The organism is Enterobacter cloacae complex sp. P38RS (assembly GCF_014930775.1).
Classification (GTDB): Bacteria; Pseudomonadota; Gammaproteobacteria; order Enterobacterales; family Enterobacteriaceae; genus Enterobacter; species Enterobacter bugandensis.
In genome coordinates this window covers 144,363-165,194 of record NZ_JADBRS010000006.1, presented here as the reverse complement: position 1 = coordinate 165,194, position 20,832 = coordinate 144,363, and the positions used below count along the sequence as shown (strand labels likewise).

Genomic DNA, 20,832 nt, shown 5'->3' with positions numbered 1-20,832 from the left:
GCACCAGCCCGCAGTGGAGTTTAGCGGCTAAAATGCCTCCTGACGGCACTTTTTCCCAAAGCCGTCACCAACACCTCCCTGTACCCCGCCACCCGCTGGATCCACCCTTTGCTTTCCAGATGAATAAGCAGCGCCGCGCCAGCTTCGCCTCCGAGGTGAAACCGCCGCTCGCTCCAGTCCAGACAGGCGCAGCAGGCCTTACGGCGCGGATGAGCGCTTAACGACACGCCGAGTTTCAGAAACTGCTCCCGGCCATACAGCGTGAGCGCTGAACCGTCTGCCTCCAGCCAGCCTTCCGCCTGCATGAAATCGTAGATCTTTACCGCCACCGCGCCCGCCAGATGATCGTAGCAGGTCCGCGCCTCCCGCATGGCCTTCGGCGCGGTGGTTTCCGGCGGCGCAATGCGGCTCCAGGAGAGCCCCATCATCTGTTCGACCAGCTCCGCCACGTCGTGCCCCGCCAGACGATAGTAGCGGTGCCGCCCCTGAGACAGACAGGTAATCAACTTTCCCTCCACCAGCCGGGCGAGATGCCCGCTGGCGGTCGAGGGGGCGACGTCTGCCGCGGTGCTCAGTTCAGTGGCGGTCCACGCCCGCCCGTCCATCAGCGCGCACAGCATCTTCACGCGCGACGGATCGGCCATTGCCGCCGCCACCGCCGCAATGGCCTGCTCCAGCGCCGCGCCGTTATCAGTCGGTAAGCTTGTCTTTAACATGTGCTGCCCAGGGTTCGGTGATCTCTGCGGCCAGCTTATCATCATCCGTCAGCAGAATAAGGTGATTCGCATGGTCGCTGTACTGGGTAAGAACAGACACGCCGCGTGCCGCCAGCGCCGCCGCAATTTCACCCAGCTCGCCGGGACGCGACTGCCTGAGTTTTCTGATAACCGGCCTGCGCACCGCCTGCACGGTAAACCCGGCCTCCACTAGCACGCGGCGGGCTTTTTCCCCGTCCTCCACCAGGAAATGGGCATCGGTACCGAATACGCCGCCACCCTCAAGCCCTACGCCGTTGCGCCCCAACAGCTGTCCAAAGCGCGCCAGCTCGCCGGGCCCGTCGCGGAAAATCACGTGAACGTCATACATCCGCGCGCCCTCCCGTTTCGGAACTGTACTCCCGCACCAGCTGCGCCACGCGAATACGGTAGAAAGAGAAAATTGACTCCCGCCCTTCGGCCTGCGCCGCCTGATGGAAGACGTTCTGCTTCCAGCGGCGGACGGCCTCTTCATCCCGCCACCAGGAAAGGGAAAGTATTTTGCCGTCGGTCGTCAGGCTCTGGAACCGTTCGATGTCGATAAAGCCGTCGATGTCGGCCAGCAAAGGCTTAAGCTCTGCGGCAAGTTGGAGGTAGCGCGCCTGATGGGCAGGCGCAGCTTTGGCTTCGAAAAGGACTGCGATCATGATGGTCTCTCCGCTGTGATGTTGAGGAGAGAATGCAGGATGGAAAAGAACAATGCTTCGGTAAAGAGCGAAGCTTTAGCCCAGAACCGACCTTGGCTCCATAAACGCGCGGATCCCCCACTCGCCCATCTCGCGCCCAACGCCGGAGTGCTTAAACCCGCCGAACGGCGCTTTCGGTTCATGGGCCAGGGTGTTCACCAGCACGCGACCGGAAACAATCTGCTGCGCCACGCGGCGCGCGCGGTCCGCACCGCCCAGCACCACCGCGCTCAGGCCGTAGTCCGTGTCGTTGGCAATGGCAATCGCCTCCGCCTCGTCACGATAGGGAATTACGCACAGCACCGGGCCAAAAATCTCGTCGCGGGCAATCGTCATTTGGTTGTTCACGTCGGCAAACAGCGTCGGGCGCACAAACCAGCCGTCCTGTGTGCCTTCCGGCCGCCCCTCGCCGCCCGCCAGCAGGCGCGCCCCCTCTTCGACACCTTTGCGGATATAGCCCTGCACTCGCTGCCACTGCTTTGCGCTGACCATCGGGCCGACATCCGTTGATTTATCGCGCGGGTCGCCGGAGTTCACCGCCGCCACGGCCTGCGCCAGAGCGGTTTCGATCTCCGCCTTACGCGAGTAAGGCACCAGAATGCGCGTACCGGCCACGCACGCCTGCCCGCTGTTCATAAACCCGGCCTGAATGACAAGCGGGATCGCCTGCGCCAGATCCACGTCATCCAGCAGGATCGTCGGCGATTTCCCGCCTAACTCCAGCGTCACGCGCTTAAAGCTTTCCGCCGCGTTGCGCAGGATCGCCTTGCCGGTATGCGTCGAACCGGTAAACGAGATTTTTGCCACGTCCGGATGGCGGCTGATTGTGTCACCGACCGTCTCACCCCGCCCGGTGACGATGTTAAACACGCCCGGCGGCAGAGCCGCATCGCGCAGCGCTTCGGTGACAATCTGCGTTTGCAGGGCGCTCATTTCGCTCGGCTTGATCACCGCCGTACAGCCCGCGGCCAGCGCGGCCGCCAGCTTGCCGCAGATAAATCCTGCGTCGCTGTTCCACGGCGTAATCAGCCCGGCCACGCCAAGCGGCGTCATCTGCACCGTGGCTGCGCCCGCGAGGGTGACGAATTCAAACGCCTCCAGCGCCTCAATCGCCTGAGCAATCACCTCCGCCGGATAGCTGGCCATCCACGCCGAGCGCGAGGCGGGCGCGCCGTACTCTTCGATGACCGCTTCCAGCAGATCGTCGTGACGAGCGGCCACGGCGGCGTGCATACGTTTAAGCGCGGCAATGCGCTCCTGCTTTGTCGTCTGCGACCACGCGGGGAACGCCGCTTTTGCCGCCGCGACGGCGCGCGCTGCGTCAACCTCATCCGCCAGGCGTACCTGCCCGATGACCTGCGCCGTCGCCGGGTTGTATAAATCAAACCGTTCGGTGCCGTGCGGGGTAACAAATTCGCCGTTAATAAAGATCTGTTCGATAGTGTGCATATAAACCTCCTCAGGCTGTGTGAGCACAGTCTGGCACGGCTTCTCCGTTGCGATAATCCACGCTATGCTGCAAGGGTTGTTTCGATTTTCAGGATAATCTATGCATCGTTCAGGTCTGACAGAGCTGGAAGTGGTTATGGCGGTGGTGCGGCGCGGCAGCTTTCGCGGCGCGGCACAGGAGCTCGGCATGTCCGCCACGGCGGTCAGTAACGCCATTGCCGGGCTGGAGAGCCGCCTGGATACCCGCCTCTTTAACCGCACTACCCGCAGCGTGGCGCTCACCGACGCCGGACAGCGCTACGTGGCGCGCGTTGGCCCGGCGCTGCAGGAGATCCGCCTCGCCAGCGAGGAGATCCACAGCGACACCGGGGAACCCGCCGGCACGCTACGTCTGAACGTGCCGAACCATATCGGCACCCTGTTTCTGGACCAGCTGCTGATCGACTTTATGATCCGCTACCCGAAGATGCGCGTGGAAACCGTCAGCGAAGCGCGCATGATCGACATCGTTGCGGAAGGCTATGACGCGGGGATCCGCCTTGAGGAGTCCGTGCCGCAGGACATGATCGCCGTGCCGCTGACCGGGGAGATCCGCCAGCTGGTGACCGCCACGCCGGACTATTTTGCCCGTCACGGTACTCCGCAGACGCCGGACGATCTGCTTTCACATCAGGGGATCGGCATGCGCATGGCCCACGGCGGGATCTACCGCTGGGAGCTGGCGCGTCGGGGGGAAACGTACGCCCTCGCCGTACCGCCACGCTTTGCGACATCCGATCTTTTCGCCTCGATCCGCGCCGTAAAGGCGGGATTAGGGGTAGGATTTTTGCCGGAACTGTATATCCGGGAAGAGCTTGAGAATGGAGAGCTGGTGAGCGTTTTAAACGACTGGGCGCAGCCCTTTGCCGGGCTGCGCCTGTATTACCCCGGCCATCGCCACGTCCCGCCGGGACTGCGGGCGCTGGTGGCGATGATCCGCGAGCGCGGGATTATTCCAGGTTAGCCTTATTCAGCCCGTAAGCCGCGTCCAGCGAGCCGGGCGCCATGCGGGAGGTGATCCCCAGACGGTTCCAGGCGTTGATCGCCACGATGGCGAAGTTCAGCTCTGAAATCTCCACGTCCGAGAAGTGCTCCGCCACGCTGCGGTACAGCGCGTCGCTCACCCCGTGAACGCCAATCTGGGTCAGCGCTTCGGTGAAGGCCAGCGCGGCTTTCTCGCGGGCGCTGAACAGCGGGGACTCGCGCCAGGCCGCCAGATGGTACAGGCGCAGCTCCCGTTCCCCGGCGATTTTGGCCTCTTTAGAGTGCATATCCAGGCAGAAGGTGCAGCCGTTCAGCTGCGACACGCGAATGTCGATCAGGTGCTTCAGCGCCGGGTCGATGGAGGTTTTTGCCACCTCCATGCTCAGGGCAGACAGCGCGTTGGCGAGGGCAGGTGTAACTTTATGGTGGTTAACGCGAGTGCTCATTGTCTTTCCTCTTTTTGTGCGGCATGTGCCGTGCGATGAGGCAAATCTACGCCGTTCATGACATAGTAAAAAGATACAAAAAGCGTGAAATGAGGTAGGACATGAAGCCGGGCTATCACGACATTTATACCCGCTATCGCGACAACATCACGCGCGGCGTGCTGAAGCCGGGGGATAAGGTACCTGCCATCCGCGTGCTGGCGGAAGAGCTGAAGGTGGCGCGCAAAACCGTCGAAACGGCGTACGCCATTCTGACGGGTGAAGGGTATCTGGTGAGCCAGGGCGCGCGCGGCACGCGGGTCAACCCGGATTTACTGCTGCCGGATAACAATGCCCCTGCGGAACAGCCTACCGGTACGCTTCCGGCCTCGCTTATCAGCCAGCGCGAGCGGGCCGGTTTTCTGCGCCCCGGCATCCCCGCCCTCGACAGCTTCCCGTATAAAAAATGGCTGCTGCTGGCGGGCCAGGCGACGCGCGCCATGCGTCAGGAGGAGATGCTCAACCCGCCCGTCCTGGGCTGGTATCCGCTGCGCCAGGCCATCGCCAGCTATCTCAATATCTCGCGCGGCTTGTCCTGCACCGCCGAACAGGTGCTGATCACCAGCGGCTACAGCGGCAGCCTGCGGCTGATCCTCGACACCCTCGCCAGCCGCAGCGACAAGGTGGTATTTGAAGATCCGGGCTACTTTATGGGCCAGCAGCTGCTGAAGCGGATCGTGCCGCGCCTGCACACGGCGCCGGTCGATCGCTGCGGCATTGATACGGAATACCTGCTTCGTCACCATCGTGACGCGCTTTTTGCCATCGTCACCCCCTCGCACCAGAGCCCGCTGGCGGTGACGCTCTCCCTGCCGCGCAAGCAGCAATTGCTCGACTGGGCCAGCCAGAACGAGGCGTGGATCATCGAAGACGATTACGACGGAGAGTTTCACTACACCCGCAAGGTGCTGCCGTCGCTGAAAAGCCTCGACCAGCACGACCGGGTGATCTTTATGGGCACCTTCAGTAAAACCATCATGCCGTCGCTGCGCATGGGCTACGTGGTGATGCCCGCCAGCACCGTCGGGGCCTTTACCGACTGCGCGGATATCACCACCAGCGGCCAGCCGGTGCTGATGCAGAAGATCCTCACCGCGTTTCTCAACGAAGGGCATTTTTTCCGCCATCTCAAAAAGATGCGTGCGCTGTACCAGACCCGCCGCGACTGGATGATTGCCGCCCTGCGCGAGGTGTATGGCGATCTGTTTTTCACCGAGCAAAACGACGGCGGGATGCATATCGTGGCGTTTCTCACCAAAGGGAGCTGCGACCGGGAAGTGGCCCGCTGCTGGCAGGAACAGCAGCTGCAGGTCAATGCGCTCTCTGAGTGGTATCGCGGGTCGGGCAAACGCTACGGGCTGGTGATGGGCTATAACAACGTGCGGACGTATCAGGAGGCGGTGGAGCTGCTGGAAAGGCCGAAACGGCAGACGCTCGCGCTGTTGAGCTGAAAAACGCCGGGTGGCGGTTGCGCCTTACCCGGCCACGGTTTAAATATCATTGCGGGATAACCCAACGTCCTTGAGCTGCTCGTCGCTCATCTGGCTCAGGATGCGGCGGGTGCGGTTGATGCGATACCAGTTGCGGATCGTTTTGCCGATCCAGACAAATACGACGAACGGACGTTTTGATCGGTTCTCGTAGAATTCCATAATGCTCTCCTCACTGTGCCAGTGGGGTTATCATCCTGGAAATCGACCTGCGCAATACAGATGCAAAAACAACTTTTATTTAACATACAGATCCGCTAAAACGGTATCTGCATGCCGTTTTTTGCGGCAATCTGTACTGGTTTAATAATCTGTATGGTGAAAATAAAGGATACAGCATGACACGCTATCAACACCTGGCCAACCTTCTGGCAGAACGCATTGAACAAGGGCTGTATCGCAGCGGCGAGCGTCTGCCGTCGGTGCGCGCCCTGAGCCAGGAGCACGGCGTGAGCATCAGCACCATACAGCAGGCCTACCAGATCCTCGAAAACCTTCAGCTGATCACCCCCCAGCCGCGCTCCGGCTATTTTGTCTCGAAACGCAAAGCCCAGCCGCCCGTCCCGGCGATGACGCGCCCGGTGCAGCGCCCGGTGGACGTCACCCAGTGGGATGAGGTGATGATGCTGCTGGACGCCCGCGCCGACAAAGAGATGATCTCCTTTGGCGGCGGTTCGCCGGACATTAACCAGCCGAGCCTGAAGCCCCTGTGGCGCGAGATGAGCCGCCTTGCGCAGCATAACCCAAGCGAGATGCTGAGCTATGACGTGCTCGACGGCCGCCTTGAGCTGCGCGAGCAGATCGCCCGCCTGATGCTGGACGGCGGCTCTACCGTCTCGGCAAGCGACATTGTGATCACCAACGGCTGCCACGGCGCGCTGTCGATCGCCCTGCTCTCGGTGTGCAAACCGGGGGACATCGTGGCGGTGGAGTCGCCATCTTTTCACGGCACCATGCAGATGCTGCGCGGGTTTGACATCAAGGCGATTGAAATTCCCACCGACTCTGAAACCGGGATCAGCATTGAGGCGTTAGAGCTGGCAATGGAGCAGTGGCCGATCAAGGCGGTGATCCTGGTGCCCAACTGCAATAACCCGCTCGGGTTTATCATGCCGGAAGCGCGGAAAAAACAGGTTTTAGCCCTCGCCCAGCGGCACGATATCGTGATTGTGGAGGATGATATCTACGGTGAGCTAGCGGCGGAGTACCCGCGCCCGCGCACCATTCACTCGATGGACATCGATGGCCGCGTGATCCTCTGCAGCTCGTTTACCAAAACCGTGGCGCCGGGCCTGCGCGTCGGCTGGATTGTGCCGGGGCGCTATTACGACCGGGTGATGCACATGAAATACGCCGCGGGCGGGTTTAACGTGCCGGGCACCCAGATGGCGGTGGCGGCGTTTATTCGCGACGGCCATTACCATCGCCACGTGCGCCGTATGCGCCAGATTTATCAGCAGAATATGGAAACCTACACCTGCTGGGTGCGGCAGTATTTTCCGGCGGAGATTTGCGTCACGCGCCCGCAGGGGAGCTTCCTGCTGTGGGTTGAGCTGCCAGAGAAGGTGGATATGGTGTGCGTCAGCAAGCAGCTGTGCCGCCTGAAGATCCAGGCGGCGGCCGGGTCGCTGTTTTCCGCCTCCGGGAAGTACCGCAACTGCCTGCGGATCAACGTGGCGCTGCCGCCGACGGATAAGCATCGCGAGGCGTTGAAGAAGATGGGCGAGGCGATTGTGATTGCGATGGAGGAGTAGTACGTTTTTAGCGCCGGTGGCGCTACGGAATAAAGTGGCCGGGTAAGGCGAAGCCGCCACCCGGCAAAATCAACGACTCAGAACTTCCACGAAACGCTGCCCACAATGCTGCGTTCTGCGCCGAAGTAGCAGTAAGAGAGCGAGTTACACGCCGCGACGTAGCTTTTGTCCGTCAGGTTATTGACGTTCAGCTGTGCGCTCACGCCCGTGAGCCCCACTTTTGACAGGTCATATCCCACGACCATGTCCACCAGCGTGTACGACGGAAGCGTATGGGTGTTCTGGCGATCGCTGACGATCCCGTTGACATAGCGCACCCCGGAGCCGACGGTCAGGCCGTCCAGCGGGCCGGTTTTGACGTCGTAGCTCAGCCAGGCGCTGGCCATGTTACGCGGGGCATAAACGGCGCGCTTGCCCTCCTCTTCCGGGCTGCTCTTCTTATAGCGAATATCCGTGTAGGTGTACGCCGCCTGCATGCGCAGGCTGTCGGTCAGCTGACCAATCGCCTCCAGCTCAACGCCTTCGGATTCGATTTCACCGATGGAACGGTACGGATCGGTCGGCTCCTCTTTGGTAGCAATGTTCTTCTGGTTGATGCGGAACACCGAGGCGCTGAACTGGCTGTTCATCCCTTCTGGCTCATACTTCACGCCCGCTTCCCACTGCTTGCCCTTCATCGGATCCAGGATATTGCCCTGCTCGTCGGCAAAGCTGGTCGGCGTAAAGGCGGTGGAGTAGCTGACGTACGGCGCAACGCCGTTATCAAACAGATACAGCAGCGCCGCGCGGCTGCTGAAGTTGTTTTTATCCAGATCGCTGCGGGTGTGGTTGAAGTTGTCGACGTTCGACACGCTCACCTGGTCGTAACGCCCGCCAAGCGTCAGGCGCCAGCGGTCAACGGACATCTGATCCTGTAGGTAGTAACCGGTCTGGCGAAGCTTATGCTTTTCCCTGCTGTACTGGGTGATGTAGTCCGGCTTCGCACCGTAAACCGGGTGGAAGGCGTCAATCGGCGGGAAGCCGCCATAGTAGCCGGTCACGTTGTTGGTGCGGTCCTGATAGTCCATGCCAATCAGCACGCGGTGGTTCACCGCCCCGGTGTCGAAGCTGCCGTCGACCTGGTTATCCAGGGTGATGGCGTTCATCTTCTCGTCAGAGCCGGAATAGCCGCGGTTCAGCTCGGTGTCATTCAGCCAGCCTGCGGCATACACCTGGTTCAGCTCCACTTTGGTGTGCAGGTAGCGCAGCTTCTGGCGCACGGACCAGCCGCTGTCAAACAGGTGCTCAAGGTTATAGCCGACCATGTTTTCCCGACGATCGTACTTGTCGTAATCGTCTTCGCCTTCAAAGAACGTGTTGGAGATTTTCTTCCCGCTGTGCGGCACAACGGTGCCCTCGTACGGCAGGCCGGAGTGGCTGCCGCCTTCCGGATCGCGGTGCAGGTAGGCCATCAGATCCAGACGGGTGTTATCGGTGATACGCCAGGTCAGGCTCGGCATCAGCGCGTAACGCTCTTCCTTCAGCGGATCGAACTGGGAATCGGCATAGCGGGTCATCCCGCTGAGGCGCACCGCCACGCGGTCATTGTCATCAACCGGGCCGGTGACGTCGAACATCGCCCCACGCTGGCTATTGTTCCCGGCGAAGAGCTTGATCTCCCCGCCCGGATCGAACGACGGTTTACGGGAGGTAAGCGCCACAATCCCGCCCGGCGATGAACGGCCATAGAGCACGGAGGCCGGACCGCGCACGACTTCGATACTGTCCAGGAACCACGGATCAACCACCAGCGAGCTGTGGGAGTTGGTGTCGCCCATCATCTTCAGGCCGTCCAGGTAAACGTTGTCCAGGCTGCCGTCAGAGAAGCCGCGCAGCACCATGTAGTCAAAGCGGTTAGACGCCCCAATCTGGTTGCTGTAGACCCCCGGCGTGTAGCTCACGGCCTGACGCACGCTGGTTGCGCCCTGCTCTTCGAACTGCTCGCGCGTGACGATAGAGACCGACTGCGGAGTTTCAATATCCGGCGTTTCAAGCTTGGTGGCCGCAGACTGCATCTGCGAGGTCACCACCACGGTGTCAGTTTTTTGCGCATCCTGCGCCAGTAAAGGAAAAGCGACGCTACCGGTAACCCATCCCACCAGCAGTGCCAGACGCGATTTAGCAAACATAACCCTCTCCAGAGATATTTCTTATTGTTAATAAGAATTATTACCTTTTTGAGAGTGCAAACGGCTATGCGCGCCGCCAGGTTACGTATGCGCGATGCTAAACCGCACGGGATGCGTTCGCGCGATGGGCGAAATTACGTTAGCGGAGTTTGCGCACGTCGCCCGGAGAAATCCCGTAATGACGACGAAACGCGGTGGCGAAGTTGGTGGCATGCTGATACCCGCACATCCAGGCCGCCTGCTGCACGCTGTGGCCTTCCAGAAGATAGCGGCGCGCCAGCGCAAGGCGACAGTCGCGAAGATAATCGAAGAGGGTGCAGCCGTAGCGCTGACGGAACTTGCTGCGCAGGCTGCTTGGGCTCATTGCAGCCAGGGCTGCCAGCTGCGCGAGAGTATGATCCCGTTCAGGAGACTGTTCCAGCATGCTCCGTACGCGTTCCAGGCGCGCATGCTCAGGGCGGCTCGGGCAGGGCTGCTGGCGCTGGTTCAGGCCGTGGCCGAGCAGCTGGTACATCAGCCCCTCCAGCAATAGCTTACGCGCGAGCATGCTTCCCCTCTGCTGCTGCGCATGCTGAATGCCTGACATAACAAACTCGGGAACGTGCCAGACAAACGTGGGTGTATTCAGGTTTTGCCATTCCAGCAGCAGCGACTCAAGCAGGGCTTCACGCCCGGCTTCATGCGGGTACACGCCAAACGAGAGCGTTTTCAGCGCGCTGTCGGCGTCGTGACGCGCACTCATCACCTGTTCCTCACTCAGACGGGCGCTGAACGCCATGCCGGGACGAACGTGATAGTCGATGCCATTGAGCGCGATCGTAACGCACCCTTCCAGAACTACCAGCATATAGAGCGGGCTGCTGTGGCGGGATGTGGTTTCGTAGGGTTGTAATACATGCACGTCGGAGTGGGTCAGCGAAATGCCGGACGAGAGCGTCATCTCTTCCACATTCCCCTGCAACACCGGGCTGCCGCTGACCTGCTCCCCTTTTAACAGCGGGAAACGGTAGTCGATGCCGTAGCGCTCGCCGAATACCTGAAAATCCTCAACAAAAAATATGCGTTTCGCTGATCTATTTTCACTCTGGAGCATAATTCGGGGCCTGCATCGGGAAAAGGACAGGCAAAACAGTACCATCCCTTTGCCATGTCAGCAATCACCGGGCGCAGACACTATTACGCTCCGGACAAAGCCGGAGCGAAGATATATATTTCTTTACGAGAAATATATTTATGCTTCCTGCCACTCAGCAAAAACCTCTTTATGGTTTTTGGTCAGGATAACTTTATTATCTTCGACCTTATCGACCCAGCCGAGAGGAATAAAGTGGTGCTTGCCGCCTGATTCAGGGTCACTCTTCGCAAGCTTGATACGCTCGCCGTCTAAATGGTCCACAACCCCGACGTGCGTTCCGCAGCTGGCGACAACCTGAGTGTGATCCTTAATTGCGCTTTTATCTACCATAATCATTCTCCTGTTTCGGTTATTTGCCTGTCGCACAAAAAATAAATGTAGCGCATAAATTCAGGCTTAAAAGGCTTATTAGCATTTTGAAACATCATTGACAGAATGGAATATGATGTCTATTTAACGCCGAAGTGAAAAAATAAGAATGAGATGAATTATTCCCGACTGATTATTTCCCGATCATAATTAAATTATCGCAACCAACGAGGAGGTATTTATGACGATTCGCAACAATAATCGGGCAGAAATTTCGCTGGCTCTTGGTGAAGCGGTCCTGGACATCGTGCAAAAAGGCCATGAGTTATCGCGAGAGAATCTCGCCCAGGCGATGAAAATCAAAGCGGAGAAAGAGCGCGACGACGAGCGGCTTTTGAACTACTGGAAGGCATGTAATATGCTGGTTTAAACGTAGCGGCGTTTAGGCTGGCTAAACGCCGCCTCCTGTTACTCGTCGAAGTACCAGTACCCCTGGTTAATCAGCCCGGTGAGTTCGTCAACAAACGCCGGGTTTTTCAGCGCATCGCCCAGCTCGGCCTGGCCGAGTTCGGTGTAGCGGCACAGCGCATCTGCCCCGTTCACATCCGCCGTTTCCAGCTGTTCGCTGTTGATAAAGAAGCTGCCGTTAACGTTCAGCACGCGCAGGCCGCTCAGGCGAGACAGCGTTTCGCCGCCCTGCAGCGCGTCCAGCACCTCGTCTGCCGAATACGGCGGCTCGGCGGCGGCGATATCCAGCTCGTGGCGCGGCGTGGAGACGAAGCTGCCAAACCATTTCGTGAAATCGTCCGGCTTGCTAATCATGTCGATCATCATCTGACGGATACGATCGAGCTCGTACTGCTCCACGCGGCCAGGATGTTCACGACAGGTCAGATCCGGATCGCTGTAGTGCTCGCCGCCCAGATCGTTTTCCAGCGCGTAATCGGCGAAGCTGCTGATCAGATCGCGGCCGTTCGGCCCGCGGAAGCCGACGGAGTAGTTGAGCGCGGTTTCATGGGTGAAGCCGTCATGCGGGAATCCAGGCGGAATGTAGAGAATATCGCCCGGCTCAAGATCTTCATCGATGATCGGCTCAAACGGATCCACGTGCAGCAGCGCCGGATGCGGGCAGAACTGACGCATCGGCAGCTTGTCGCCCACGCGCCAGCGGCGGCTGCCCATCCCCTGAATGATAAACACGTCGTACTGATCGATATGCGGACCCACGCCGCCGCCCGGCACGGAGAAGGAGATCATCAGATCGTCCAGACGCCAGTCCGGCAGGACGCGGAACGGACGCACCAGCTCTGCGGCGGGCATATGCCAGTGGTTCACCGCCTGCGCCAGCAGCGACCAGCCGGTTTCGCCCAGACCGTCAAAGTGCTCAAACGGACCATTGCTGGCCTGCCATTTGCCGTTAGCGTGGCTCACCAGACGGCTATCGACTTCCGGCTCCATCGCCAGGCCTGCCAGCTCGTCCGGGGTAATCGGGTCGACAAAATTCGGGAAGGCATTTTTCAGCACTACGGGTTGTTTTTGCCAGTATTTCTCAAGAAATTCCGGCCAGTTCAGGTTCAATTGATACGCCATGGGTAGCACCAGCGAGAGGGGAAACAGGCGCGATTATAGGCAAGAAGGCAGAGGGGGAACTTGTCATGGGTCAAACGAGCGCGCGTAGGTCGGGTAAGGCGAAGCCGCTACCCGACACGTACACGGCGGTAAAACTTAATCCAGGTTCAGCTCGTCGTAATGGGTAATCAGTTTGCCCACGATGCCGTAGTCCAGCGCTTCTGCCGGAGACATCCAGTAGTTGCGGTCGGTGTCTTTTTTCACTTTTTCCAGCGGCTGGCCGGTGGCATCAGCGATCAGCTTGTTGACGCGATCCAGCATGCGGATGATCTCGCGCGCTTCGATCTCAATATCCGTCGCCTGACCGCGCACGCCGCCCAGCGGCTGGTGGATCATAAAGCGGGTATTCGGCAGCGAGTAGCGGTGCTCTTTTTTCGCTGCCAGGAAGATGGTGATCCCGGCGCTTGCCACCCAGCCGGTGCCGATGACGTGCACTTCCGGGCGGATGAACTTGATGAAGTCGTGAATGGTGTCACCCGCTTCCACGTGGCCGCCCTGGCTGTTGATGTACAGCTTGATCGGATCGTTGCTGACGCTTTGCAGCAGGATCATCTGGGTAATGACCTTCTGCGCCAGCTCCTGGTTGATCTCGCCGGAGATGACAATCGAACGGGACTCCAGCAGTTTTTGCTGCAGAGCGCCCGCGCCGCTTGACCCTTCCGCTTTGTCCTTGTCGCTTTCTTTCAGTGTGTAGTGCATTGTTGTTTCCTCAGCTTGTCGCGCTCAAAACCAGAGTGTAGCCTGTTTTATCGGTGAAAGTCCTCACAGACAAATAACGAGGGATCTTATGAATATTGCACATGTCGCACTCTGGACCCGCAGCCTTGAGGCCCAGGTTCAGTTCTGGGAAACGGTGTTTAATGGCCGCAGTAACGAACGCTACGTCAGCAAAAACCGTCCGGGGTTTGAATCCCATTTTATTACCCTGGATGACGGGCCGACCCTCGAGCTGATGACGCTGCCGGACCTGCCCGACGCCCCGTCGCACCCGGAGTTTATCGGCTGGGCGCATATCGCCATTAACGTCGGCAGCAAGGCAAAAGTGGACAGCATGGCCGAGCGGGCGCAGGCAAACGGCACGCTGCTCAGCGCCCCGCGCATGACCGGGGACGGCTTCTATGAAGCGGTAGTCGCGGACCCGGACGGCAACCGCATTGAGCTTGTCGGTGCATAAAAACAGCGTTTCATTCCTTCACCGCCCCCGCCCCGGCTCGCTATACTTCATATGGTTATCATATTGTTAAATGATAATGATATTTAATGTGTTAAGATGAAAGTCAGCATAAACAGTCTCTTACGCCACCGTTGGGACTGTTTGCATCCTCGACATTTAAATCAGCACCGGGGCGGTGAATGGAACACATTGTGTATGTGGTTGATGACGATGACGCGGTCAGGCAGTCCGTAATCGGGCTGCTGGAATCGGCAGACTTAAACGCCATCGGCTTTTCATCAGCAGAAACGTTTCTTCAACACCGGTTTGAGGATCTGCCGTCGTGCGTGATCCTCGATATGCAGATGCCCGCCATCTCGGGCTTCGAGGTGGCGGACGCGCTCAAAGACAGCGGGCGCGAGATCCCGATTATTTTTCTCACCGGCCACGGCACTATCCCGATGTCGGTGCGCGCCATCAAAGGCGGCGCGTACGAATTTCTCACCAAGCCCGTTGAATCCGCCGCGCTGATCGACGCCATTGAGTCCGCGCTGCAGCTGGCGGAGAACAACGCCGAGCGCAATAAAGAGCACTACGCCCTGAAGCAGCGCCATTTGTCCCTCACGCCGCGCGAGCACGAGGTGCTTGAGCTTGCCATCACCGGCAAGCTCAACAAGCAGATTGCCGCCGAGCTGGGCGTCAGCGAGATCACGGTGAAGGTGCACCGCCGCCGCGTGATGGAGAAAATGCAGGTGCGCTCCGTGGCCGAGCTGGTCAGGGCCGTGGAGCGCCTGACCAAAAGCCAGCCCGCGGAGTAACGTTTACCCTTCCTGCGCGGCCAGCGGCAGCGCGAAGGTAAACACCGTGCCGTGCGGCTCCCGGCGGCGCGCGCTCAGCTTCCCGCAGTGGCGCTCGATGATGCTGGCGCTGATGGTCAGCCCCATCCCCATACCCTGCGGCTTGGTGGAGTAGAACGAGTCAAAAATCTGCTCCAGCCGTTCGGGCTCAATGCCGCTCCCGGTATCGGCGATCTCAACGATCACTTTCCCGTCCGCGTTGGCGGTGCTGAGGATGATGGTGCTGGCGCGATCCCTCACCTCGGCCATCGCCTCTACCGCATTCATCACCAGATTCAGCAGCACCTGCTGGATCTGCACGCTGTCCCCGGTGATAAAGCTGTCGCTGGCGTTCAACAGATAATCAACGCTAATGTGTCTCTGCTCCAGCTCGCTGCGCGAAAGCGTGAGGATATGGTGGATCAGGTAGTGCATATCGATGCGCGAGAAGGTGGGATCCTGCTTGCGCGTCAGGGACTGGATGCTGCGAATGATCTCCCCCGCACGCGCGCCTTCCGCGGCGATCTCCTCCAGCCCTTCGCGCACTTTATCCAGGCGGGCGGGCTCGCGGCTGAGCCAGCGCAGGCTCGCCCCGGCATTCGAGACGATGGACATCAGCGGCTGGTTGATCTCGTGGGCGATGGAGGAGGTCAGCTGTCCGACGGTGGTGGCGCGGGACACCCTCGCCAGATCCGCCTGCGCCACCCGCATGGCATCCTCCGCGGCGCGCTGGCTGGTGATATCGGTAATGATGCCGTAGTACTCGTTCACCTCGCTGCCCACCCCCACCGGATCGCCAATCCCGAGGAGGTAGCGCGTTGAGCCGTCGGTGCGCTTTATACGAAACTCCGCACGCATGGAGAGCCCGTCGCGCACGCTCTGGGTGACGATGGCGCTAATGCGGGCGTAATCGTCCTCGTGGACGAAGGTTAAAAACTCCGCCATGGAGATCATCTTTTGCTGGTCGGGCAGGCCGAGAATGCGGGCGTACTCTTCCGAGACAAACATCAGATCCTGCTCCAGCTCCCAGCGCCAGCTGCCGGTGTGGCTGATCTGCTCGCCCAGCATCAGCGAGGTCTGGCTGGCGCGCAGCTCTTTTTCCACCCGGCGGCGCTGAATGTTCTCCGCCAGCAGCTCGGCGTAGAGCCGCGCCGTCTCCAGGGATACCGCTGCCTGCGCGCCCAGCAGGCTGACCACGCGCGAGTGCTCGGCGGTGAAGACCTCCGGCATCAGGCGGTTTTCCAGGTAGAGCACGCCCACCAGCCGCGCCTGTTTGAACATCGGGACGCACATCACCGCCGCCCCCGAGGTCACCAGATAAGGGTCCTGGCTGAAGGGATGAAACTCCTCCGGCTTGCCGGTGCGGATCTCCTGCCCGGTGCGGATCACCGCAGCCAGCACCGACAGCGGCATGTCGGTCGCCATCGGCACGTCTTTCAGGATCCGCACCCGCACGCCGTCGGTGCTGGTCCAGGCGCTGGCCTCGATCTCCGGGATCAGGTTATCGCTCACGCGAAGCAGCAGGCCGCGCTGCGCCCCGGCGCGTTCGAGCAGGATGGTCATCAGGTTTTCAATCAGGCGCTCAAGATTGATCTCTTCCGACAGCGCGCGGGAAGCCTTGATCACGCTCTGCAGATCGCGGATCGTCTCGTTCTGGGCAAACGCCACCGTGTCGTAGGCGCTGGCCTGCCCGGAGGCCAGCAGGTGCGGGAAATCCTGCTCCAGCTGGCGCACCTTGGCCTGCGCGCCCGCGCGGCCCCAGGCGGCAATCGAGCCGCGGAAGTGCGCGTCTGATGCGGTTGGGTAGCCGCAGGCCAGCGCAAAGCGGCCCGCCAGCTCGTGGGCCAGGGCGTTAATCGGGTTAAAGCCACCCTCGCGGGAGAGCCGGACCGCCTTCTCATACTGCTCAAGCGCAATGCTGTTCATCCCGTCCAGACGGACAATTTCGGCGTATATCAGCGCCTCTTTATCCGCGAACGTGCCGGGATTAATGCGCGCCCAGAGGGCGATTTTGTCGTAGTGTGCGTGAATGCTGCGGCGGTGATTCGCCGAAAACGTCTCCGGCGTCAGCTGACGTGAGAGCGCCAGCGCGCTGTAGAGATGGTAATCCAGCAGATGGATATGGCCCGGCGCAGACCACGCGTACCAGCCCGCCATCTCAAGATCCGCCTGCGCGTCGGTATACTCGCCGCAGGTAAAGTGCGCCATGCCACGGTAGAGCCAGTACCAGAACAGCATGGTGGAGGTCTGCTCCGGGGCCTGCTCCGGCGACGCGGGAAGCAGCGCCTCTGGCAGCGCCTGCGACGCGGTCCAGGTGCCAATCGTCGGCGTGCGCAAAAACTCCACGAAGGTGCGCTGGAGCATCAATATGGTCTCTACGTCCTGGAAGTGGGTTTTACGTACAAACGCCAGGCCGCGATCGATGCTGGTCAACACCCCGTCCAGGTGATCGCCCCGTGAGAGGAAGTTAATGACCTGATGGCAGGCCGCAAAGCAGGCCACCGTCATATCGCCGTGGGTAACGGCGGCGGTGAAGCAAGCTTTTGCGCACTCAATGGTGAATGACAGCGGCTGGGTCCAGACGCTGAGCTGGTCGAGGGGCAGCAGGGTTTTGGCTTCGAACGCGTCGTAGCCGTGGCGGTTCACCAGCTCGCGGGCCAGGGTGCCGTACTGGAACCCGAGGCGGTACTCGGCGTAGCGCTGGCCAATCAGCACGCCAAACCAGGCCATCGCCGTGGTGGAGGCGCCAGTGATGCCGTGGTCGAGGGTGAGGTGCATCATGCGGCAGAGCAGCAAAAAATGCAGGCGCGGGCAGATGAAGCTGGCGCAAATGCTGGCGCTGTAGAGCAGGTTCATCACCGCTTCGGTTTCCGGGTTATCCATTCGCGACAGCTGGGCAAAAAGGTTTTGCGGCGCGTCGGCCGTGCGGTTGCAGAAGTGTTCCCAGGCCTCGTCGCAGTCGGCGTCTTCCGGGTGGCGGCCAATCTGAATACCAAAAATCCCCAGCCAGCAGAGCGCCGCCTCCAGCGCCAGACGGCTGTCCGACTGGCGAATGTACACTTCCACCAGCAGGTTGGCCGCCAGCGCCTTTTCGGTCAGCCCGCCGGGGCAGCCGAGGATGGCATCACACAGCTCGCGGGTGCGCTCCAGGTGCCCCAGAGCAAACTCGCAGCCCGCCTCTTCGATATCAAGCATAAAGTCTGACACCGTCCCGGCGTTGCCCAGCGCTCTGGCGGTCTGGATATAGCTGAGTGCCGATGGATAATCCCCCGAACGCTTTGCCCGTCGTGCGGCCAGCAGGCTCAGCTCGCGGAACATCTGGCGCTGCGGCGCGGGCTGGATGCAGTCCAGCGCGGCCGTGACGTGGTGAACGGCGCGGAACAACAGTTCGTTCCCCGCGGCCTGACGCGCGGCGTCGGCCAGCAGGCTGGCGGTGGTCAGGTGAAGATGGCTTTTCTCATGCTGATCCAGCATCGCAAAGGCCGCCTCCTGCACCCGGTCGTGGGTGAAGGCGTACTCTTTTTCCGTCAGCACAATGAGCTGGGCCATCACCGCCGGATGCAGCGCATAGCGCATTTCCGCCATCGACATGCTGACCACCCGGCAGATCATCTCCATCTCGCCCGTGCCGCCGAGGCAGGCGAGGCTGCCCAGCAGGCGGCGCGTCTCGTCGGGCAGCTCTTCGAGCTGCTCCAGCACCAGGGTAACGACGTTTTCGGTGTAGTGCCGGGCGCGGATCGCCTGCAGATCGTAGTGCCACTTATCCTGATATTTGTTGTGCACCACCAGCCCGTCATCCACGATGCGGCGGAAAAACTCGTGCACAAAGAGCGGGTTGCCCCCGGTTTTCTCGTGGATCAGCGTGGCGAGGTCGGTCGTCGCCGCGCTGCGGGCACGAAATATCGTCGCCAGCCAGCGTGCCACCGCCTTCACGGACAGCGCCTGCGGGACAATTTCAGTCGCGTTTTGCGCCGCCTCCGGCAGGCTCGCCAGCTGCTGTTGCAGCGTCGGTTCAGACAACGAACCGATATCGCGGTGGGCGACCACCAGCAGCAGCGGGATAGCGCCGCAGGTCACCAGCAGATGTTTCAGCGTATGCAGGCTGGCCGCGTCGCTCCACTGGAGATCGTCGAGCACCAGCACCAGCGGGCAGCCCTGAGAAGCAAAGGTTTTAACCAGCGCCAGCACCATATGGCTGAAGCGCGCCCGGGCATCAATGGAAAAGGTATCCGCCGAGTAGCGCGGCTTGCTCTCAAGGAGCAGCCCCAGCTCGGGCACCAGGCTGACGGCCAGCGCTTCGTACCCCTCCAGGGCGCGCGACAGGCGGATTTTCCACTTCGCTACATCTTCCGCGGGCAGCCCCAGCAGGTGCAGCGTCAGGGTGCGGAACGCGGAGCTTAACACGCCGTAGGGCAAAGACGGCGAGAACTGATCGACTTTCCCCACCGCCAGCAATACCTGACGCTGCTGCAGCGTTTTGAGCGCCGTCGCGATGATGGACGATTTGCCAATCCCCGACGGCCCGCCGATCGTCACCAGCTCCGGCACCAGATTCTGGCCCACCCGCTCAAACGCGGCAATGACGTCATTCGCTTGCGGATGCGTCGCGAACAGGGAGTCCGCCAGATGGATCGCGGGAGTGCGGTCCTGCTGGCCGGGCGTAAAGGCGACGATCTCGCCCTCGCAGGTCAGCGTCGCCTGGCAGCGGCGGAGGTCGGCAATCAGCCCGTCGACCGTCTGGTAGCGGTTATCGGGGTGCTTCTCCAGCAGCTTGAGGATGATGGTCGACAGCATTCCCGGCACGTCCGGGCGAATCACGTCCGGGGCCAGCGGCTCCGAGGCAATATGGTAGTGCGCCCAGTTGGTCTGATCGTCCTCCCCCAACTCAAACGGCAGGCGTCCGGTCAGGAGTTCATACAGCACCATGCCGAGGCTGTAGAGATCGCTGCGGCCGTCAACGGGACGCCGGGTGCGGGTGGTGTGCTCCGGCGACATATACGCGGGCGTACCGCCTGAAACGGCAAGCCGGGTCTGGGAGAAGGCCCCGGAGAGGCTACAGGAGAGGCCAAAGCTGCCCAGACGGCAGGTGGCATCGTGATGAACAAAAATCGCGCCGGGCTTGATATCGCCGTGGATCAGGTTTTGCAGGTGCATCTGGCGCAGGGGAACGCAGATCTGGATCGCCATCTCAATAAAGCGCGAGTTCCCCGAGATCGCCCTGCCCGCGCGCCGCGCCAGCAGCTCAAACGCAAACGGCGCATACACCAGCGCGAAACGTCCCCGGTACTGGGTGGAGGCTACGGCACGGATGGCCCAGCTGTCCTGCAGCACGTCACGCAGCGCAAATTCATTTTTTAGCAGCCGCGTGGCCCGCTCTTCCTCTTCGTCGCTCACCGCGGTGGCAATGATGAACGAGCCGCCGGAATGGGGATGGCGCGCGTGCATCCAGGCGATACCGCCCTCCTGCGCCAGCACGGTAAAAATCACATCCTCTTTAAGGACAAAAACCCGCCCCTGGTGAAGATTCCCCTGGGCGGGCCAGAATGCAGGCTGCTCGTGTTCGTTCATCCGCGATCCTTATCGTCGGCGGGCCAGCTCCCGCTGTATATGATCCAGCAGAATATCGATGTTAATGGGTTTACGCAAAAATGCAGCGGCGCCCAGGCTAAGAGCGTACCGCTGCATATTTTCATCAGCATGACCGGAGATAAAGATCACGGGCGGCGGGGGGACGGCCAGCAGCCGCAGCTTGTCAAACAGCTCCAGGCCGCTCATGCCCCGCAGCTTGATATCGGCGATCACCAGCGCCGCGCCGGACAGGGCGAGCGGATGGCTCAGAAACACCTCTGCCGAATCAAACGTATCGGCGGCATACCCTTCCGACTCCAGGAGATTACTCAGCCCGCTGCGGACGGAACGTTCGTCATCAATGATGGCAATGCGCCACGGCAGCGTCATGC

18 protein-coding genes and 1 pseudogene are annotated in these 20,832 nt (G+C 60.8%); 6 read left to right on the top strand and 13 right to left on the bottom strand.

What is annotated here, in order from left to right:
* Window positions 1-20: 20 nt before the first annotated feature.
* From IM303_RS10790 to IM303_RS10775, 4 genes are all read right to left on the bottom strand, one after another.
* The gene (locus IM303_RS10790; protein ID WP_193359900.1) at window positions 21-716 is read right to left on the bottom strand and encodes a helix-turn-helix transcriptional regulator; all 696 of its coding nucleotides are present in this window, start codon (window positions 714-716) and stop codon (window positions 21-23) included.
* On the bottom strand, window positions 691-1,086 hold the full coding sequence (locus IM303_RS10785) for an amino acid-binding protein (protein ID WP_045631062.1): 396 nt from the start codon (window positions 1,084-1,086) through the stop codon (window positions 691-693). Before IM303_RS10785 ends, IM303_RS10790 begins: the two co-directional genes overlap by 26 nt.
* On the bottom strand, window positions 1,079-1,402 hold the full coding sequence (locus IM303_RS10780; RefSeq protein WP_028015378.1) for an antibiotic biosynthesis monooxygenase: 324 nt from the start codon (window positions 1,400-1,402) through the stop codon (window positions 1,079-1,081). Before IM303_RS10780 ends, IM303_RS10785 begins: the two co-directional genes overlap by 8 nt.
* 75 nt (window positions 1,403-1,477) lie before the next feature.
* Window positions 1,478-2,890, bottom strand: a complete 1,413-nt coding sequence (locus IM303_RS10775) for an aldehyde dehydrogenase family protein (protein WP_192986767.1) — start codon at window positions 2,888-2,890, stop codon at window positions 1,478-1,480.
* Window positions 2,891-2,990: 100 nt separating this feature from the next.
* Here IM303_RS10775 and IM303_RS10770 point away from each other — a divergent pair, with 100 nt between their 5' ends.
* Window positions 2,991-3,893: a LysR family transcriptional regulator gene (locus IM303_RS10770; RefSeq protein ID WP_041911333.1), complete on the top strand. Its 903-nt coding sequence runs from the start codon at window positions 2,991-2,993 to the stop codon at window positions 3,891-3,893.
* On the opposite strand, the gene IM303_RS10765 is transcribed toward IM303_RS10770, so the two are convergent.
* Window positions 3,880-4,359: a carboxymuconolactone decarboxylase family protein gene (locus tag IM303_RS10765; RefSeq protein ID WP_014882392.1), complete on the bottom strand. Its 480-nt coding sequence runs from the start codon at window positions 4,357-4,359 to the stop codon at window positions 3,880-3,882. The genes IM303_RS10770 and IM303_RS10765 overlap by 14 nt on opposite strands.
* A 101-nt stretch (window positions 4,360-4,460) precedes the next feature.
* Here IM303_RS10765 and IM303_RS10760 point away from each other — a divergent pair, with 101 nt between their 5' ends.
* The gene (locus tag IM303_RS10760) at window positions 4,461-5,849 is read left to right on the top strand and encodes a PLP-dependent aminotransferase family protein (protein WP_048999291.1); all 1,389 of its coding nucleotides are present in this window, start codon (window positions 4,461-4,463) and stop codon (window positions 5,847-5,849) included.
* A gap of 39 nt (window positions 5,850-5,888) precedes the next feature.
* Here the strand turns inward: IM303_RS10760 and IM303_RS10755 are convergent, their stop codons facing one another.
* Entirely contained in the window at window positions 5,889-6,050 is a 162-nt protein-coding gene (locus IM303_RS10755) for a DUF1127 domain-containing protein (RefSeq protein WP_032644967.1), read from the bottom strand.
* Window positions 6,051-6,226: 176 nt separating this feature from the next.
* On the opposite strand from IM303_RS10755, the gene IM303_RS10750 reads away from it, so the two are divergent.
* Window positions 6,227-7,642 carry a PLP-dependent aminotransferase family protein gene (locus IM303_RS10750; protein WP_041911335.1) on the top strand — a complete coding sequence of 472 codons (1,416 nt, stop codon included), beginning with the start codon at window positions 6,227-6,229 and terminating at the stop codon, window positions 7,640-7,642.
* A gap of 77 nt (window positions 7,643-7,719) precedes the next feature.
* Here IM303_RS10750 and foxA read toward each other — a convergent pair whose 3' ends face one another.
* The 3 genes from foxA to IM303_RS10735 all read right to left on the bottom strand — a co-directional run bounded on the left by foxA (window position 7,720) and on the right by IM303_RS10735 (window position 11,275).
* Window positions 7,720-9,828: a ferrioxamine B receptor FoxA gene (foxA, locus tag IM303_RS10745; RefSeq protein ID WP_126296415.1), complete on the bottom strand. Its 2,109-nt coding sequence runs from the start codon at window positions 9,826-9,828 to the stop codon at window positions 7,720-7,722.
* Between the two features lie 121 nt (window positions 9,829-9,949).
* Window positions 9,950-10,903, bottom strand: coding sequence for an AraC family transcriptional regulator (locus tag IM303_RS10740; protein WP_032644966.1), 954 nt, complete (start codon window positions 10,901-10,903; stop codon window positions 9,950-9,952).
* 138 nt (window positions 10,904-11,041) lie between these two features.
* A complete protein-coding gene (locus tag IM303_RS10735; protein WP_028015371.1) occupies window positions 11,042-11,275 on the bottom strand; it encodes a DUF2171 domain-containing protein in 234 nt (77 codons plus the stop codon).
* A gap of 220 nt (window positions 11,276-11,495) precedes the next feature.
* Here IM303_RS10735 and IM303_RS10730 point away from each other — a divergent pair, with 220 nt between their 5' ends.
* Window positions 11,496-11,684: a hypothetical protein gene (locus IM303_RS10730; protein WP_028015370.1), complete on the top strand. Its 189-nt coding sequence runs from the start codon at window positions 11,496-11,498 to the stop codon at window positions 11,682-11,684.
* Between the two features lie 38 nt (window positions 11,685-11,722).
* On the opposite strand, the gene IM303_RS10725 is transcribed toward IM303_RS10730, so the two are convergent.
* Entirely contained in the window at window positions 11,723-12,844 is a 1,122-nt protein-coding gene (locus tag IM303_RS10725) for a cupin domain-containing protein (protein WP_045259554.1), read from the bottom strand.
* A 135-nt stretch (window positions 12,845-12,979) separates the two neighbouring features.
* Window positions 12,980-13,585 (bottom strand): annotated as a pseudogene (locus tag IM303_RS10720) (ATP-dependent Clp protease proteolytic subunit); the annotation flags it as partial.
* A gap of 85 nt (window positions 13,586-13,670) precedes the next feature.
* On the opposite strand from IM303_RS10720, the gene IM303_RS10715 reads away from it, so the two are divergent.
* On the top strand, window positions 13,671-14,057 hold the full coding sequence (locus tag IM303_RS10715; RefSeq protein WP_193359899.1) for a VOC family protein: 387 nt from the start codon (window positions 13,671-13,673) through the stop codon (window positions 14,055-14,057).
* A 179-nt stretch (window positions 14,058-14,236) separates the two neighbouring features.
* Window positions 14,237-14,854, top strand: coding sequence for a response regulator transcription factor (locus IM303_RS10710; protein WP_193359898.1), 618 nt, complete (start codon window positions 14,237-14,239; stop codon window positions 14,852-14,854).
* 3 nt (window positions 14,855-14,857) lie between these two features.
* Here IM303_RS10710 and IM303_RS10705 read toward each other — a convergent pair whose 3' ends face one another.
* Both IM303_RS10705 and IM303_RS10700 read right to left on the bottom strand, forming a co-directional pair.
* Window positions 14,858-20,440 (bottom strand): ATP-binding sensor histidine kinase, encoded by a 5,583-nt coding sequence (locus IM303_RS10705; protein WP_193359897.1) that lies wholly within the window; start codon window positions 20,438-20,440, stop codon window positions 14,858-14,860.
* A 9-nt stretch (window positions 20,441-20,449) separates the two neighbouring features.
* Entirely contained in the window at window positions 20,450-20,830 is a 381-nt protein-coding gene (locus IM303_RS10700; protein ID WP_028015364.1) for a response regulator transcription factor, read from the bottom strand.
* Window positions 20,831-20,832: the final 2 nt, after the last annotated feature.